General features: G+C 43.9%; 11 protein-coding genes. 7 read left to right on the top strand and 4 right to left on the bottom strand.

Translation table 11 applies throughout. The features are described 5' to 3' along the window. Positions 1–160 precede the first annotated feature (160 nt). Genes KNQ14_RS16340 through KNQ14_RS16350 form a run of 3 tightly spaced genes read left to right on the top strand, consistent with a single transcriptional unit; the run spans position 161 to position 1,276 of the window. Positions 161–475, top strand: a complete 315-nt coding sequence (locus tag KNQ14_RS16340; protein WP_214861821.1) for a hypothetical protein — start codon at positions 161–163, stop codon at positions 473–475. A 9-nt stretch (positions 476–484) separates the two neighbouring features. Then, entirely contained in the window at positions 485–973 is a 489-nt protein-coding gene (locus KNQ14_RS16345; RefSeq protein ID WP_214861822.1) for a hypothetical protein, read from the top strand. 18 nt (positions 974–991) lie between these two features. Further along, positions 992–1,276: a hypothetical protein gene (locus KNQ14_RS16350; RefSeq protein ID WP_214861823.1), complete on the top strand. Its 285-nt coding sequence runs from the start codon at positions 992–994 to the stop codon at positions 1,274–1,276. 172 nt (positions 1,277–1,448) lie between these two features. On the opposite strand, the gene KNQ14_RS16355 is transcribed toward KNQ14_RS16350, so the two are convergent. Then, on the bottom strand, positions 1,449–1,925 hold the full coding sequence (locus KNQ14_RS16355; protein ID WP_251138435.1) for an Rrf2 family transcriptional regulator: 477 nt from the start codon (positions 1,923–1,925) through the stop codon (positions 1,449–1,451). A gap of 248 nt (positions 1,926–2,173) precedes the next feature. On the opposite strand from KNQ14_RS16355, the gene KNQ14_RS16360 reads away from it, so the two are divergent. Continuing rightward, a complete protein-coding gene (locus KNQ14_RS16360) occupies positions 2,174–11,905 on the top strand; it encodes an SdrD B-like domain-containing protein (RefSeq protein ID WP_214861824.1) in 9,732 nt (3,243 codons plus the stop codon). Positions 11,906–12,298: 393 nt separating this feature from the next. On the opposite strand, the gene KNQ14_RS16365 is transcribed toward KNQ14_RS16360, so the two are convergent. Both KNQ14_RS16365 and KNQ14_RS16370 read right to left on the bottom strand, forming a co-directional pair. Then, positions 12,299–13,342 carry a Fic family protein gene (locus KNQ14_RS16365; protein ID WP_251138436.1) on the bottom strand — a complete coding sequence of 348 codons (1,044 nt, stop codon included), beginning with the start codon at positions 13,340–13,342 and terminating at the stop codon, positions 12,299–12,301. A 259-nt stretch (positions 13,343–13,601) separates the two neighbouring features. Further along, entirely contained in the window at positions 13,602–14,444 is an 843-nt protein-coding gene (locus tag KNQ14_RS16370; protein ID WP_214861826.1) for a helix-turn-helix transcriptional regulator, read from the bottom strand. Between the two features lie 118 nt (positions 14,445–14,562). Here KNQ14_RS16370 and fabF point away from each other — a divergent pair, with 118 nt between their 5' ends. Then, on the top strand, positions 14,563–15,801 hold the full coding sequence (fabF, locus tag KNQ14_RS16375; protein WP_214861827.1) for a beta-ketoacyl-ACP synthase II: 1,239 nt from the start codon (positions 14,563–14,565) through the stop codon (positions 15,799–15,801). A gap of 156 nt (positions 15,802–15,957) precedes the next feature. On the opposite strand, the gene relB is transcribed toward fabF, so the two are convergent. Then, complete coding sequence (gene relB / locus KNQ14_RS16380) at positions 15,958–16,182, bottom strand: type II toxin-antitoxin system RelB family antitoxin (RefSeq protein ID WP_214861828.1); 225 nt, start codon at positions 16,180–16,182, stop codon at positions 15,958–15,960. Between the two features lie 629 nt (positions 16,183–16,811). On the opposite strand from relB, the gene KNQ14_RS16385 reads away from it, so the two are divergent. After that, entirely contained in the window at positions 16,812–18,404 is a 1,593-nt protein-coding gene (locus tag KNQ14_RS16385) for a type I restriction-modification system subunit M (RefSeq protein WP_214861829.1), read from the top strand. After that, positions 18,394–18,990, top strand: coding sequence for a restriction endonuclease subunit S (locus KNQ14_RS16390; RefSeq protein ID WP_214861830.1), 597 nt, complete (start codon positions 18,394–18,396; stop codon positions 18,988–18,990). Before KNQ14_RS16385 ends, KNQ14_RS16390 begins: the two co-directional genes overlap by 11 nt. The last annotated feature ends 54 nt before the right edge of the window (positions 18,991–19,044 follow it).

Here is a 19,044-nt window from a genome sequence, read left to right on the forward strand (position 1 = left end):
TTTTGTGTGGTAACTCTATTCTACACGAGGTCGTTATGGGTTTTTTTGTGTTTTCAGCTAGGTGTTGCACTTAATATTACAATTCGTCAGATGTAAAAACATTAGAAGCTATTAAACGAATGCTTGATCGAAACATTGCATATTAAAGGGTGCTTAATAAATGGGATTAATAATAGACTTGATTAACGATATCGTGAATGAGCATTATGCTTATATTTCTGAATGTGAACGTAATCATACTAAAATGACGAAAAACATAGCGATTTTAAGGACAAAAACTAAGAAGTTGCAAGCTAATAGAGAATTAGCTGAACGCTATTTCTTTCATCAGATGCAAGAACGAGAAAGGATCTTTACTTCAGCCAGTAAAGTTCTGGATAAGGCAATGAAAGAAGGGGACACGGAGTTTGCCCAAATAGCTGTTAAGACAATAGAGATAATTCAAAAAAAATCGCCTTTTAGCTATGAAATATAGGAGGACATCATGAAAGATTATTTTTCACATTTACCGCAGGATAATGCATCACGTTTTGATAGACAAGAAAAGCCTAGAGCAACTCAACAGACACCAACAACAATGCCAATTTTAGCGACACCTGAAACAATTATTATTTCAGGTGTAATTGATCTTACAAAAGAGGAAATGCGCTGCATGACTGAATATGCAAAATGTAGAGAACATGAGAAAACAGAGAGAAAGCGTATTGCTGCTACGTTACGGGCTATAGAATACCAGATTGATGCTCAAAAAGAAGTATATCTAAAAGAACTCGAAATGAATTATGAAGAACGTAATAGATTGTATGATATGTTAGAAAAGACGCAAGAAAAAGCGCTTGAGCTGGCTGATAAAGAACTGCTTAAAATATGTTATAATATGATTCTGAATATTTACAACAATCCAATTAGATCCAATAATAGATTTCCAGCGTTATCCGATAATACATTAAAGTCGTTTGATTCATATGAATAAATGGATAAGGGTGAGATAATGTTAGAAGAAAATAAGCAAAAAACAGAGGTTAAAGATAAAAAAACCAAGGTGCTTGAAAACTTCTTCATTCACGAACTTAACGAACGGATAAAGATTAAAAAGCAAAGTAAACTGTTTAAAAATACAGTTGATGATGAAAAAGCGAGAAAGCTACAAATGATAGAGACAGGAAATGAAATCAGAAAAGAGGCTGTAAGTGATAAAATCGACAAACTAGAAAAAGCTTTAAATACTAATGATCCAGAATTGATTAAGAATACACTTAAAAATATAGACATATAAGCGTATCGTAATAGCATATGTATGACTTTAAAATATGCTTGAACAACGGTTAAATGGACGATTGAAAAAGGATCAGCGTGCAGATAATTGAAGGTATCTATACGTTGATCCTTTTTGTTGTAGTTATTGATATCTATCATAGATTCTTTAAAAACAGTGAATGAAGTATGCCTCAGTAAATAGAGAAAGGCTCGACAGTAGAGGAGGATGAGTGAAGAAGCTCGACGAGTTGATCTCGATTCTCGAGTAAGTCCTCAAGGGAATATATAGCAAGTTCTTGATGGAAGGCATGGAGAGCACGTCCAAGAATCCCTTTCAGACGACAGGAAGGAGCGATGGTGCACTGACCACTCTGACTAAAACACTCGACTAGATCGAGCGGTTCTATCTCACGGACGACCTGTCCGATGTTGATCGATCTCGGATCACGTATCAGTCGAATCCCTCCATTCCGCCCTCTGATGGATTCTACATAACCAAGCTTTGTCAATTGTTGGGCGACTTTCATCAAGTGATTCGGAGAAATACCATAGTGTTCTGCGATTTGTGGAGTTGGGAAGATGCCATTGGGATTGGTACCAAGATAAATCAGAGTACGTAGTTCGTAATCTGTGTATTGTGTGATGCGTATGATGTTCCCTCCGTTCAAACAAAGATTTGTTAGTCATTTACATCTCACGCTTCGAGATAAGTAGAAAAAAGCGTACTTATCTAAAAATTTGATAGTGGGATAATCCTTTTTTTGATGACGCATACCCTGATGATAAGAGGAAATACGCTAATCTAGTACTTGAAAAACTACATATAGTAAAAAAGTTTAGTATTTCTTCTTTTTTTTCGGTATAGTGATGCTATGTTGTCAAAATACTATATTTTACATAATTGGAGGTTTTGTTGATGGTGGATTTTAGGAAAAAGCCCATCGTAGTATTGCTTTTATTGATTTTAATCGGCTCCACCCTTTTGGATGTCTTTTCAGAAATTCGTGCATTCGCTGCAAGCACTACAACGGTGAGCCACGAGGTTTCTGTAAATGAGGCGGGTAGAGAAGATACAATCATCTATACGCTTACAGTGACAATCGCGTCTCAGGTGAGTGAATCAGGGTATATCAAAATCCTGGATACGATTGATGACAAACTTGAGGTCTTGGATACGTTCGTACCTAAGATTGATGTGAAAGGAACGAAGACGGCTGTCGGTACGGTCTTTATTGACCAACAGAATAACAACGTTCGTTTCGACTTGATCGACCAACAGCAGTTGGCAGGAAAAACATTCGATGTGAAGGTATATGCCAAGTTCAAGGACACGGCGATTGACCAAGACATCGCGATGAACAAGGTAGCGATGACGACAGCTCCGACGCCTGATGGAGTGGAGACAGACATTTCAGCTGACGTCAAAGCAGTATCGACGGACACAAAATTGGTGGATCCGTCACAATGGACGGTCACCAAGCAACGGATTGATCCATCTGGTGGAACGAGTGTCGCGGGCGACGAGGATGTCACGTATGCCTTGTCATTTAAAAGAGATAAGGGGACAAGTGCGTTAAAGAACCCAGTTCTTGAAGATGTCATCCCACCTGGTGCGATTGTCAAACAAATCGGTCAGACGGACATCGTGAACAATCAACCAACGAAGACGGGTGACTTCGACTATCAGGATGGTAAGATTCGCTGGACAATACCTGAAGTCGCGGCAGGAGTCGAACAAGACATCCCAAGCTCTCGTCGGACGGTCGTCCTAAATTATCCGCTTGCGACGTTCAAGGATCAGACGGTGAAAAACATTGCCAATCTGTACGATGGAAAGACGAAGTTAGATTCTGATGACGTCACGGATACAGTCAAGGATGGTGGCGAAGTTTCATTACTTGAAGTTAAAAAAATTGCACAGACGGACGTGGCTCCGGTTGACGCGAAAGAAGTCCAACCTGGAGGATACGTCACGTGGGAATTCGATCCGATCGCTGTCGAAGGACCATCTCGAAAAGCAAAATTGCTCGATTTCACGTTGACGGATGAAGTGCCTTCGGATATGAATCCGATTTCCATCACGACAGGGAAATATACGAATCTCGATGTACCGAATCATCCGTATACGATTTCCTACTTTGTCAAAAAGGACGAAGGGGATGAAGGAATCAAGAAAACGTTGAAGACTGACGTCTCGTCCTCGACGTCTGAAGTTTTGTCGATTCCAGAAGAAGATCGTGCGAGCATCACGGCGATCTATTATGAATTTGGTCAAGTCTCTCCGGGCTTCAAAGCGGAGACGTCTCCTAAGATTCGGATGCGTGTGAGTGAGAGTACGAAAAAAGCAGAAATCACGAATAAAGCGTATGTGACATACAAATTGGGAGAGAACACACGGGTTACGACTGGCGGCGGTATCGAAGAAGAGGATGGCTTTATCATTCGATTTAATGGAGCAATCAGTGTCGGAGCTCCAAAGACATTACTGTGTCTAAAAAAAGAATTAGTTACAAAACAGCCGAACATCCAAAAGGGAGACGAATTGGAGTTTAGCATTTCTTTAAAAAACGTGACCGAAGTCGCATCGGATTTCGCGAAACCGGTTCTCATCGATGTTCTTCCAGATAATCTCTCCTATGTCGCAGGAAGTGCGCGTGTTACGTTACCAGGACAGTCTGAAGAACCCGTCGAACCGACGGGAACAGGAAAGTTACTCTTCGATGTCTCGAAAAATAATTTGAAACAAGACGAAGAAATCATCGTAACGTTCAAGACGAAGGTCGAGGATGAACGTCAGGTCCAGCAAGCAAACGATGCGTATGCGGGCTCGATCGCTGAGACCGAATCTTCGTTTTCAGCTAGTAACTGTGGTGATGCTAAAAATGAAGTAGATACAAAGGACTTAGATAAAGATGGCAAGACAGACGATCGACTGATCAAGGACAGTGTCAGCTTCCAATCGAATATTCCGATTGTCAGCGTCGAGAAAAAAGAGGATCCACAAGGGGACAAAATCGTTAAGTCGGCGTTGCCTGCTGGGAGATTTACGAACTCTAAGGCACCTTATATTCTAACGGCGACGAACGAATCAAAGAAAGAGGATGGAATCGAGCGCGGGGATGACATGAAACATCCAATCCTGATCGATGTGTTACCGAAACAATTGCTTTATAACGCAAGCTATACGCCAACATTCATCATTGAACGGAATGGTGGAACGAAAGAATCTGTTACACCGACAATTTCCTACGATAAATCACTTTCAGCCGTACGATACCTCTTCGAGGATGTGATATTGCAACCAGGAGACCGAATCATCGGGAACGTCCAATATGATGTCGGTTTCGCACGTGCTGGAAAAATAACCAACAAAGTTTTGTTCACGACGAATGATTCTCCTATCTATAAAGGAGAGAAAGGCAAATTGGAATTAGAAAGTGGTAAGGATTATAGCGGTGGCGTAGCGACGGAGGCCGTCGCTGCAGAGAGTGGTTATTATATTCTCGATGAATACCAATTGTTCGAGACAGAGAAAGCCGTTAAAGGGCAACTTGATTCCGCCTTTATCAAAGGGGACGGAAAAGAGAAGCCGGACGCTGCTGCTGGTTCGACGATTGCCGGAGGAAGCGCGACGTATCGTCTATTGATGGAGAACAACGGGACGGTCCGCGAGAAAGTCAGTGTCTTGATGGATACTTTACCGACGATCGGTGATAAGGACATCTTGACGGGCGACGCTCGGAAGTCAGAATTCGACTTCACCCTTCTTTCGGTCGCATCACCGAAAGTGAATGGACAAGACATCACATCACCTTACTCATTGGAATATACGACGTCCCAGCCGGATAAGGATGGGAATAGCACGTGGACGAAAACGAAACCTTCGCCATTTTCAGATGTCGTGGCGTTTCGTATCCAATTCGATACACCGGTCACTCTTGAACCGGGTGAAAAGATTGAAGTGAGCTTCGATGGTGTTGCTGATAAGATGGCTGAGACTGGACAATACGCCTACAACGCTTTCCATGTGAAAGAGACGGTTCAGCTATCGACAGGTCGAGAGACAACAACGCGTTGGAATACACCTCTCAAGGTCGCGTTGAAAGTCGTGGGCAACCCGGCAGGTGCTTATTCCTTAGGAGATATAATTTTCTGGGACAAGAACCGGAATGGGAAGAAAGAAGCGGATGAACAAGGAGTGGATGGCGTAAGCGTCACTCTCTTACAAGACGGTAAAAAGATAGCGGAAACACTGACCAATAACGGTGGGACCTATCGCTTCGGGAATCTACCGAATGGGACGTATGAACTCCAAGTAGAAAAACCAACGGGATTAGCGTTCACGAATTCTTCGGAGAAGGATCCACTCGCTGTAGATAATGATTCCGATGCTTCAAAAGAAGGACTCATCACAGGCATTGTTATCGATGGTAAGGATCAAGATGAAGTCGATGCCGGGCTGATTGGTCTAAACGTCGGTGATGTCGTTTTCTATGATGAGAACGGGAACGGGATACAAGATGGCGGATCTGAAATTGGTATACCGGACGTCAAGGTAGAGCTGATGCAAGGGACGACGATTGTCAATGCAACGACGACCGACACCGACGGGAAGTATCTCTTTACAACGGATTCGAAAGATTCACCACTCAAAGCCGGAAAATATGAAGTAAGATTCACGAAACCGAATGGCTATATCGGATTCACGCGTCGAGATAAGGGTGGAGATGACGAGAAGGATTCGGATGTCGCCTTCACGAAAGGTGCAACTGCGACGACAGCATCCTATGATTTGGCGGCGGGAGACGAAAATCTCTCCATTGATGCTGGTCTCTTCAAGGGGGCGACCGTTGGAGATTATGTCTGGTTCGATGCGAATAAGAACGGGAAGCAGGATGCTGGAGAAGCTCCATTTGCGGGAGTAAAGGTCAACCTGCAAGAAAAGCAAGGAGCCAACTATACACCTGTCCCAGGTACGAGCGAGGTCACGACGGACAGTAACGGGCAATATACGTTCACGAACGTCATCCCCGGGAAAGACTACCGCGTCGTCTTCAACTTACTTGCAGCGAATGTGATCGCGACGAAGAAAGGTTCGACCGATGATGGCGCAACGGATGCGAACGACTCAGATGCGAATATCGCCGGCGAGACTGAACTCTTCGATTTAGCGGTCAATGAAGATAAGAAGCAATTTGACTTGGGCGTCGTCGGAGGAGAAATCGGTGATTATGTCTTCTATGATAATAATGCAGATGGCAGACAGGATGATGAAGAAACAGGCATCTCCGGTATCAAGGTCGAGTTGCTGAAAGGAAGCACCCTCGTCAGTACTCAAGTGACGAAAGCAGGTGGCAGTTACTTGTTCACGCAAGAGGGGACGGGTACATCAGCAAAACCATTACTCGGCGGTGCGTACACGGTTCGTTTCACTTTACAAGACGACACGTATTCGGGCTTTACGAAGACGACCGTTGGAACTGCGGATAAGGATTCCAATGTTTCCTCCGGAGTGAAAAAAGCGGGGACGGCCACTGTGTCGATCGCGCGAGGAGAAATCAATAAGACGATCGATGCGGGATTGTTTAAAGGTGTTACGATCGGAGATTATGTATGGTTCGATGCTAATCATGATGGCATTCAAGATCCAGAAGAAAAAGGAGTCAGTGGTCTGACTGTACGACTGGAACAAGAAGATGCTGGGACGTTCAAGGCAGTTCCAGGATATCCATCTGTCATGACGGACAGCGACGGGAAATATAGCTTCAAAGATGTCATTCCGGGTAGCAAATATCGAGTCGTTTTCGATATTGATGCGATCAAGGCTATTGCGACGAAGCAAGATCAACAAGTGGATGACGCGAAGGATTCGGATATCAATGCATCAGGTCAGACGAAAGCTTTCGAACTCTTGCCAGAAACGAATGATTTAACGCTTGATGCAGGAATCCACGGCATTGAAATCGGTGATTATATTTTCGAAGATCGTAATGGAGATGGTATTCAAGACGATGGAGAAACCGGTCTGAAGGATATCGAACTCAACTTGTTCGATAGCAACAACACGCTTGTCGCGACCACCCAAACGGATGCTGACGGTGCGTATCGCTTCACGCAAAAAGTAGATGGAAGTCTACTCCCGTATGGTTCGTATCGGATTGAATTGGTGCTTCCTAACGGAAAAGTGCTGACGCAGTCGAATGTCGGAGACGATGATCGAGATTCTGATTTTGATCCGACATCGAAGACAGTCGATGTCACGTTCTCGAAGGAAGTGGCGACGGCTGGAGAAGGTTGGCGAAACATGACGATCGATGGTGGAGTCATCACGCTATCGTCCTTCTATGGACGGACTTGGTTCGACCAAAACCGCGATGGTAAACGGGACGATACGGAGCCGTTGCTGTCAGGAATGAGTGTCGAACTGTTCAATAAAGCAGGTACGAAAGTCGGTTCGACGGTGACGGATGAGCTTGGTCTCTACCGTTTCGAGGGTTTACTTCCGAATGACTACTACGTGAAGTTTTCACCAGGACTTTATCAACCGACGCAAGCAGGTGTAGGCGACGCAGACCGTGACTCTGATTTTGATGTCAATGCGAACGCTTACGGACAATCTGGAATCGTGACGATTCGGTCGAACGAGTTGAATGTTGATCGACACCTTGATGCCGGTTTCCTGTCTGCGAAGATCGGAGATTACATTTTTGAAGACATCGATGCGGACGGTATCCAGTCACTACCGGATAAAGCGGTTGCTGGAGCGAAGGTCCGTTTGCTTCAAAATGATATCGTCGTCTCAGAAGTGACGTCGAACGCAGACGGATCATATGTTTTTGATCGCATGAATGACGGGAAACGTCCTTTAGCGACAGGGAATTATGTTATAGAAGTTGTTAAACCGGAAGGATTCAACTACTTCACCCGTCGGGACTTAGGCAACGATGACACGAAAGATTCAGACGTTCGTCGATCAAATGGACAAACACTACCCTTTGCGTTCGATTCAGCAGCAGATCGACTCGACATCGATGCGGGTCTCCTAAAAGACTTAAAAGGAATCGGAGATCATGTCTTCTTCGATGAAAACCGGAATGGGATCCAAGATGAAGGTGAAATGGGTCTCGCTGGAGTCAAGGTCACACTAAAAGAAATTGGAGAGGGCGACACGGTCATCTCCACGCAAGATACTATGACGGATGCATCCGGGAATTATCTGTTTGAGGATCTTCCAGGTGGGGATTACCGACTCGAATTCATGCTGCCGGAAGGCTATCAATTCACAAACCGTGACGTAGGTGATGACGATACCAAGGATTCGGATGTAGCTGTCGGGGGGAATCCGCTGAACGGGATGGTTGACGTTCGATTAGGGGAGAAATCTAGTGACTTGACGATTGATGCCGGTGTCTTATCTGGTTCTATCGGTGATTTCGTGTTCGAGGATTCCGATTATGACGGAATTCAAGATGCGAATGAGCCAGGTATCGCCAATCGTCTCGTGACACTCGAACGTAAAGCGGGTGAAACATTCGAGAAAGTATCCGATGTACGGACGGATGCTGAGGGTAAATATCTGTTCCGTCATTTACCGAATGGAACGTACCGTATACGTGTTGATACAAGTGACTATCTAGAGACGAAACGTTTCGTTGGTGGAGATATCAATCGTGATTCGAATCTTTCGTCTGGCGTGACGGATGATGTCACAATTGATGGGACCAATGCAGCACTCTCGGATCCACGTCACATGGATGCTGGTTTGTTCCGTCCCGCTTCTGTCACGGGTGTCATCTGGCTCGACGCCTATCCAAAGGATGGACTCCGTCAAATGACAGAACGTTTGTTAGCGGGTACGACAGTGACGCTTGTCGACACGGAAGGACAGCCGGTAAAAAATGTAGATGGGAAAAACGTCTCTCCTATTCAAGTAGGGATGGACGGACGGTATAGCTTCACGGATCTATATCCGGGAGTCTATACGGTGAAGACGTCACGTGAGGAGTTCGTCGCCTACCTAGATGCGACCGTACAAGACGAGACAAAAAATGCTGACTTCATCCCACAATCGGACCTGTTCAAAAGTCAGGTTACAGTGACGTTGCGCTCAAACGAGAACAAGACGGATATCGACGCGGCATTCATTGGTTCGACGGTGACGGGTATCGCATCGGTCGATCAGAACGCGGACGGTATTCGTGAAGCGACGGATCCACGGCTTGCGCAAGTCCCAGTCGAGTTATATCGAGATGGTTCGAGAGTGGCGCAACAGATGACTGACGGTACGGGGAATTATCGCTTCACCGATTTACCAGCAGGCACCTATGAAGTACGATTCCCTAATACGAAGGGCTATCTCGTAACACGTCCGAACGTAGGAGATGATACGCGGGATTCGGATGCAGTCATGACGAATGGTGTATACGCAACTGGAACGTTCCCTGTTGCTGCAGGGGTTGATTCTCCGAACCATGATATCGGGCTGTACAACTTAGCAAGCATCGGAGGACTTGCTTGGGTCGATTTGAATCGTGATGGGGTTCGTCAATCGACAGAATATGTATTGGCGGACGCGACGGTCGAACTCTTCATCGGAGACACGACGACACCGATCGCGACGCAGCAAACAAAGTCTGATGGAACCTATCTCTTCTCCGGATTGATGCCGGGAACGAGCTATCGGATCGAGATCAAGCATCCAACCTATCGCTTAACAGAGATGCGTGACGTCGGTAACGATGAACATGATTCAGACTTCGCGACAGTGAATGGGACGAATGGAGGACGTTCGAATCTGATCTATCTCTCGAGCGGATCCGGAGTTCGTCATGTGGACGCGGGATATATAGCTGGATCGCTTGGCGATCGGATTTGGCTTGATGCGAATGCGAACGGAGTTCAAGACACAGGTGAAGCAGGTATTCCGAATGTCCGAATTCATCTGACCGATGGAAGCGGGCGTGATGTCCGTCGTGCCGATGGCTCTACCGTCTTACCAATCATGACGGATACGAATGGGAACTATCGTTTCGACTATCTTCCCGCTGGATCCTATGAACTGAAGCTCGAACTCTCTGAAGGTGTTCAAGTGAGTCCAGTTCGGATTGGTGATACTACGAAAGACTCAGACTTCAATCTCTCTGGTATTGCGAAAGACATTTCATTAGAGTCTGGTCAACAGCGTACAGATGTAGATGGAGGGCTCTATGGGTTTGCGAACGTCGGAGATCGAGCGTTTATCGATCTAAACCGTAACGGTATGCAAGATGCGGGAGAACGTGGCTTGTCTAATGTGAAAGTCACACTTTATCGCGGGATAGAAAAAATCGCGACCGTTGTGACCGATAAAAATGGAGATTACCGTTTTAGTCAGGTGAGTCCGGGTGAATATCGTATCGTCTTTGAGAAACCGAATGGCTATGAGTTCACATTGATGGATAAAGGATCGGATGATTCCGATTCAGATGTCAATAATGCAGGCGAGACGATGCCTTTTGTCTTAAAAAGTGGTGAAACACGACTGAACGTCGACGCTGGATTCATTCCGGATGGTACAGGTCAGGGGGATGGATTTGGTATCATCGGTGATCGTGTCTGGTTGGATACGGATGGAGATGCCATGCAGTCCCCGGCAGACGTACCACTTGCGAATGTGAAGGTGATTTTATATGATGCGACCGGTCAAACGCTTCTTTTTGAGACACGAACGGATGCATCAGGACTCTATCGCTTTGGCGGACTACCAGCGGGTGAGTATCAAATCCGAGTCGAGTATGACGCGAAGAAATACGTGACGGTCCCTGCTTTCAGTGGTAAAGATAGTAAGAAAGACTCGAATATCAATGCAGCAGGTACATCAGGGCTTATAAAGTTGGACGTTCAAGGGGAAAGTGTGACGAAGGACCTAACGATCGATGCCGGAGTCAAATTAAAACCTGCGTTCCTAGGTAGTATCGGAAAGCGCGTCTGGCTCGATCTGAATAAGAATGGTCTTTTTGATAAAGGTGAACCTGTCATGAAGAATATCGAAGTGACACTGTATCGCTTCTTGGATGGAAAACGAATCAAGATTGGTACGATCCGGACCGATGAAGATGGCGACTATCTATTTGAAGGACTTCAACCGGGAGACTATCAAGTTGTATTTGAAATACCGGATGGATACGTCATTACGAAACCGAATGTGAATCCTGCGACAGGATCGGATGCGAAATCTAATGGTACGACAGGTACGATCTCAATCGGTATAAATGAGGACAACTTGGATATTTGGGCAGGTCTTTATCCAGACGAAGATCAGCCTCCTGTCACACCAAATCCAGATGATGAAGATGGTGTAACACCAGTCGATCCGAATACAGGTGGCCCGATTGATCCGAATACTGGAAAGCCGATTTCGGACAATGCAGGCGCCTCGACTGGAGGAGGAAAGGGAAAACCAACTCCTTCAGGACCAAATTCTTCGAACCAAGATGGGAAAGGAAAAGATGCAACCGGGTCAAAGGGGAACATGAATGGGGAAGGACTACCGCAAACTGGCGAGTCGACGCCGATTCCATGGCAACCAATTGGAGTCGCTCTAATGTTTGTTGGATTGTGGTTCTTACGAAACAAGCGGACATCCGCTAGTAGTCTACCTAAAAAGTAATAAAATAGTGAACATGCTTCCTAGAGAATGGACAGTTGATGCAAAAAATTGTCCATTCTACAAGGGAGCATTTTTTATGTACGTATCTTTTTACTGATGGAAGGTTATTGACTCGCTATGATACTACATTGGATGAAGCAGTCACAATCAAGTACAAGTATTGCTATTGAGGAGTTGTTAAAAGCAAATAGGCTACATGCAGCATTCTCCAATGTTGGCATGAGTTTTGATGACTTAAAAATTGATTTATTGAAAAGCAATTAATAATGGAAAGAATACTATAGAAAAATTAGAGGATCAAAAGACTCCCTTTTAAAGTTAAGTAGTTACTTAATGAAGCCTTTAAAAAGGGAGTAAGTTTATTAAATTCAGTTCAAATCAGTTCATTTATTCTTAAACTTTATTCCATTTCGCACTCCGACCAAGACCAGATGGGGCAATGATCCCCTCGTCACGTAAGTCGCGCAATACACGATTGATGGTCGCCTCACTGATGTCGGGACAAGCCTTCCTTACGTCTGCTTTCGTGAATGGTGTGATGCGCCCTTCGACGAAACGACGAATCCGATTGTTCTTGTTCTGACTACCTGTCGTGACTAATCCGACGCGATCTTCGAGTTCTTTGTAGGCAGCGAGAATCGTGCTCAGCAAGTAATTGATCCAAGGGAACGGATTCTGTTGATTCTGGTGCCAACGCACGGAGGAGAGACGAAGTGACTCATAATAATCTTCCTTCCGTGATTCGACTATCTTCTCAAGACTGATGTAGCGTCCGACTTCGAAGCCATACTGATAGAGCAGCAAGAGGGTCAACAACCGTGCCATTCGACCATTCCCGTCATTGAACGGATGAATCGATAGGAAATCGAGGACGAACAAGCTCGTCAGGATGAGTGGGTCGACGTCTTCTTGTTGCCTGCGCTCACGAAGGCTGTCGCATAATGCTTGCATCGCTGCCGGGGTCTCGAACGCAGGGACGGGGATGAAGCGCGTCCGGCGCGTGCCATCCGGGAACGTCTCACTAATCTCGTTGTCGACGTTTTTCCACCGCCCACCTTCGACGGGGACAAACTTATAAAGTTCCTTGTGTAGTTGCAACAAAATATTTGCATTAACCGGGATGTCTTCGGCTGAAGCGTGGATCAGGTTGAGGACGTCGCGGTAACCAGCAATCTCTGCCTCTGAACGATCGGCAGGGTCGGCTGACTTCGACATAATGGTTTGGAGACGACTTTCCGTGACGAGGATTCCTTCAATCGCATTCGATGCTTTCGTCGACTGGATGACGGCGACATCGCGTAAGGTGTTAAGGATTTGAGGCGCTTGCTGTTTATATAAATCTTGCTTGCCCTTATACTCATTGATCCGTCCAATCAAACGGACGGTCTCCATCGGCAGGGCGAGGTCTTTGAGATAGGTATATGTATAGTCGCGCATGCGTCGAACTCCCTTCACGAAATAGATCATATAAAATTAAACATACTCATTTTCATAGTCTTTGACTATGTTTAAACTCATTATAACGTATTTAAAGTCTTTCAAACACGTATAAACATAGTCAAATTATTATATTTTGACTATGTTTATTTGTTTTTGACCACGATTACTTTTCAACCCGAAAGTCGGACGATCCTGACATTATATGCGTCTCGTCGATTGCTTCCAGGCTTTTAGCATTTTTTTAATTTTTTCGAATTCACTGAGCTGAAATCAATCGTTTCAGTTTTTCTTCTGTACCGGATTCCTCAACAGGTGTATAGATGCTACATCGCAAGTCGTCTTCTCCCTGTACTTGGAGGGAGGTCAAATCGAATAGCATCTTACCGACTTTTCCATGTCGGAACTCAATCAGGATTTCCGGAGCCTTACTGACCTGACTCTCCATCCAGAGTGATTTGAATTCAGGATACGTATCACTCATCTCCTGAATGAAGGACGTATACCATTCATCACCAGAGTATTGACCGTAGTATGCACGGAAAATGGACAAGAACCCTTTGGCGAAATGTTCCCAGTTTCCAGCAAGTACTTTGAATTCTTTCTGTGAGAACAATAGGCGAACGAGGTTACGCTGTGATTCTGGAATGGTCGCGAAATCTACGAACACATGAGCCGCTGCCGGATTCCAGCCAACAATATGGCAGTAACGATCCGTAACGATCGTCGGACACGTCGTCAAGGCAGACAGAATTTTTTCAAGTGACGGACTGATGGTCATAGGGGAAGCTTGGATTTTCCTACTGACGATCTGCGTCCCTAATGCTAAATCGTACAAATATTCGTGTTCATCCCTTTTCAGACATAACGCCTCGGCGATACAGTCCAGGACGCTTCTAGATACCTTGATATCCCGTCCTTGTTCTAGCCAGGTGTACCATGTCGTACTGACGCCTGCTAATTGAGCGACTTCCTCTCTTCTTAAGCCAGGCGTTCTTCTTCTTCTTGATCCGGGCGGCAGCCCCACCGACTCCGGTTTGAGCTGTGCTCTTTTCGTCTTCAAAAAATAGGATAGGGCTTCTAATCGATTCGAGTCATCCATATGTTCTCCTCCTGACTTCTCTCCATCCAAGTATCAATGATAATAGGATAAACGAACACTTGTAATAGGATATATGACACGTATGATTATCTCATACTATTACGAGGAGTGAAGAAACATGGAGCGCGTAGTGATTACAGGAATGGGTGTCGTCTCACCAATTGGAAACGACGTGGAGTCCTTTTGGAATAATATGATTGCTGGAAATTCAGGAATCACGGAAATCGATACGTTTGATACGACTAATCTCAAAGTAAAGATTGCAGGGAGTGTAAAAAACTTTGATGCGGAAAAGGTGATCGGGAAAAAAGCCGCTCGTAACCTGGACCGCTTCGTCCAGTTCGCATTAGCGGCTGCTGATCAAGCCTGGAACGATTCAAAACTAGGAGAATCTGATCTGGATCGGGAGAGACTTGCTGTATATGTGGGATCAGGTGTAGGGGGCATTGAAACGTTGATTGATGGTGTTCATGCTTTGCATCAAAAAGGTCCGAGACGGGTCAGTCCGAGTCTCGTACCTTCCATGATGTCTAACGCAGCAGCTGCTCAGATTAGCATCAAGTGGCAAGCGATGGGACCTTCCATGTCACCTGTATCCGCATGTGCGATCGGAAACACGGCTATTGGTGAAGCATATCGACTTATTCGAATGGGAGAGGCTGATGCTGCATTCGCTGGTGGAACGGAAGCGGGCATCACGGAATTGTCCATAGCAAGCTTCGGTAATGCAATGGCATTGTCTACACGAAACGAATCGCCTGCTAAAGCGAGTCGCCCTTTTGACGTGACACGCGATGGCTTCGTGATGTCGGAGGGTTCAGGCATCTTGATCCTAGAATCGTTAACACACGCGAAGCAACGAGGTGCGGCCATCTATGCGGAAGTCGTCGGATACGGGGCAAGTTCAGATGCCTATCATATAGTGGCGACCCATCCTGAGGGTCAGGGAGCCTACCTCGCCATGAAGCGTGCCGTCCAACAGGCAGGGATTGAGACGAAGGATATCGATGTAATCAGTGCCCATGCGACGAGTACGATCGTCGGCGATCAGTCCGAGACACGTGCGATTAAAAAATTGTTTGAGGAACAGGCGAACACACTCCCGGTGACGGCGAACAAATCCATGTTGGGTCACATGCTCGGTGCTGCCGGTGGGGCGGAAGCGATCGCACTTGCGAAATGTTTACAGGAAGGAATCATTCCACCGACGATTAATCTTGAAGTCAAGGATCCTATGTGTGACCTGGATTACGTAACAGAAGGAGCTCGTTCAATGGAGATGCAATACGGACTATCCAATTCTTTTGGATTCGGTGGTCATAACGCCGCCATCCTCTTGAAAAAATATATGGATTGAACATCACAGTTCGGGTTCAGAGAAGAGGACTCGATGAGTAAGTACTAGCTGAAAAAAGATTGTATACATTTCGACGCCGAAATGTATACAATCTTTTTTGTGTATCCAATTCTATTTAAATGTTAGCGATTCAGAACCTTCATCATTGCTGTATTGTCATTCTAATTCTAGCTCCTTCATCATATCATAAAAAGAAAGGACTTTTGATTGATAATCATGTGCTTCCTTAGCGTCACGATAAAGCTGTAGGTCTATATCGTCGTCGATGCGATCAAAGATAGTATTTCGCAAGAGTGCGGAAATCGTAATGCCTTTCGCCTTCACATGGTGCTTAATGAGGTATGTCTCCTTAGCATCCAATCGAATAGTAATCATACTCATGTCCATCGGCTCCTTTATATAGTATGGATGCAGATCTAGCTCATAAGATTGCGATCGATGTTTGATAACTCACATAAGATTCGACCTTTTAGTATCTCAAATGATTAAACTTCTTCGTAAAGAAGTAAATCGAATTATGTTCAAATTAAGATAAACATATTCATTTTTTTATGTTTTGACTATATTAATAGAATTGTTGATGTACTTATTTATCTTTACCAATTTGCCATAAAAAAAGTAGTTGATTTGATTGTGTGAATCTTCGGTGGAAATATGATCGCTTATGTTACTCAATGAATTAATTAAGTAAAGACTGAACTTACTTCTCAAAGTCGAAAGGTAAGTTCAGTCTTTTTGTCTTATTTACATAAAGAATGCTATCTAAAGAACATTAATAAAAAGATGAGTTTATAGACTATAAACAGTAAAATGTTCAACGAAATACACACTTGTGCAAGAATAATCATTTTTGTATACAAAACGGTCGTTTTTCATACAAATCAATTAAATCAGTACTATGATACAAATAACTGGGAAAAGTCACGTTTTTTTATAAATCAGATCAAAATTAAACTATAATGAAATTAGGATGAAAATTTATAGTGAATTGACGAAATGGAGAGAAATAGATGTCAGCATTGAACCAACAGCTATTTAGCGCAGCGGATAGCCTGAGAAGCAAAATGGATGCCTCGGAGTACAAAAATTACTTACTTGGATTGATTTTTTATAAGTATTTATCAGACAGAGTTTTAGAAAGAGTGGTCACGTTAGCAGATAAGTCCTTTGAGGATTATGATACGCAAGCAAAACAAACATTGTTATATATAGAACTGCTCTCTGACGAGGAGATCAAAGATGACTTGGTAGAAACCCTTGTCGATATGCTCGGTTATGAAATTGCACCAGCTTATTTATTTAATGTCTTAGCGGACCAAGCGCAACAGAATACGTTTCAGTTAAATGACCTAGCGAAAGCGTTTAATGACCTTTCGACGAAGTATATTCAATTCAATGGTTTATTTGATGATGTCGACTTACAGTCGAAGAAACTTGGATCCGACGACCCACAGCGAAACATCACGATTACTGAAGTATTAAAAAAATTGAATCATGTCGAGTTACTGGGTCAAAGCAGAGATGTGATTGGCGATGCGTACGAATTCTTAATCAGCCAATTCGCCTCAGAAGCAGGAAAAAAAGCGGGTGAATTTTATACACCGCATGAAGTGTCAGACATGATGGCGCGGATCGTCACGATCAGTCATGAAGATAAGAAGTTGTTCAGTGTCTTCGATCCAACAATGGGATCGGGTTCATTAATGTTGAACGTACGGAATTACTTGAACTATCCGGAGACTGTCAAATATCACGGACAAGAGCTGAACACGACTACATTTAACTTAGCGAAAATGAACTTGATCTTACATGGTGTGAAAAGCGAAGACATGCGTCTTCGTAACGGAGATACCTTAAATAAAGACTGGCCAATAGATGAACCTTACACATTTGATGCCGTATTAATGAACCCTCCATACTCAGCGCATTGGTCAGCAGATACAACGTTTTTAGATGATTCACGTTTTAATCGTTATGGAAAACTGGCACCAAAAACGAAAGCGGATTTCTCGTTCTTATTGCACGGTTATTATCATTTGAAAGATACAGGAACGATGGCGATCGTCTTGCCACATGGAATCTTGTTCCGCGGGGCTGCTGAAGGAGTTATTCGTAAAAAGTTATTAGAAGATGGAAGTATTGATGCTGTCATCGGATTACCAGGAAACATGTTCTTCGGAACATCAATTCCAACGACAGTTGTCATCTTGAAGAAAAATCGAGAGACACGGGATGTTCTCTTCATTGATGCGAGCAAAGATTTTGTCAAAGAGAAAAATCAAAATAAACTTTCAAATGATCACATTGACCAAATTGTTGAGACGTATAAAAAACGTGAAATCGTAGAAAAATATGCTCACGTCGCAAGTTTTGATGAAATCCAAGAGAATGATTTCAACCTTAATATTCCAAGATATGTTGATACGTTTGAAGAAGAAGAAGAAATCGATTTAGCAGTAGTCGGTCAAGAACTAAAAGTGGTTCGTGAAAAGAAAGCTAACTTGGAAACAAGTCTATTTGAGATGATTTCATCGCTACAATATGATGAAAAAGAAGAAGAGTGGATTCAAGGGGCGTTAGAGGTGTTCAAGGATGGAAAGTAAGTTGACTCCGATTTTAAGGTTTAAAGAGTATGAACATGAATGGAAAGCAAAGACTTTCAAAGAGCTTGGGTCTGTAGCCATGTGTAAAAGGATATTTAAAGAACAGACTACTGCACAGGGCGAGATACCATTCTATAAAATCGGGACTTTCGGTAAAATAGCAGATTCTTATATTTCTAGAGAAACATACGAAGAATATAAAGAAAAATATATATATCCTAAGGTAGGAGACATACTACTATCAGCTTCCGGTACAATAGGGAGAACAGTTATTTATGATGGAGAAGATGCTTACTTTCAAGACTCTAATATTATTTGGTTTAATGCACATAAAGAACCTCTAGATAACTCATTTCTATATCAATTTTATCAAGTTGTTAAGTGGAGTGGTCTCGAAGGCAGTACAATTAAGCGACTGTATAATGAGAACGTTCTGTCAACCAAAATTAATCTTCCTTCTTTATATGAACAAAAAAAAATCGGTTCCTTCTTTAAAGACTTAGATGATACGATTGCTCTTCATCAGCAAGAACTCGAAGTTCTTAAACAAAGACGAATTGTAATATTAAGTGCAACACCTAGCTGAAAACACAAAAAAACCCATAACGACCTCGTGTAGAATAGAGTTACCACACAAAAT

The sequence above is a fragment of the Exiguobacterium sp. s161 genome, assembly GCF_018619045.1.
GTDB lineage: Bacteria > Bacillota > Bacilli > Exiguobacteriales > Exiguobacteriaceae > Exiguobacterium_A > Exiguobacterium_A indicum.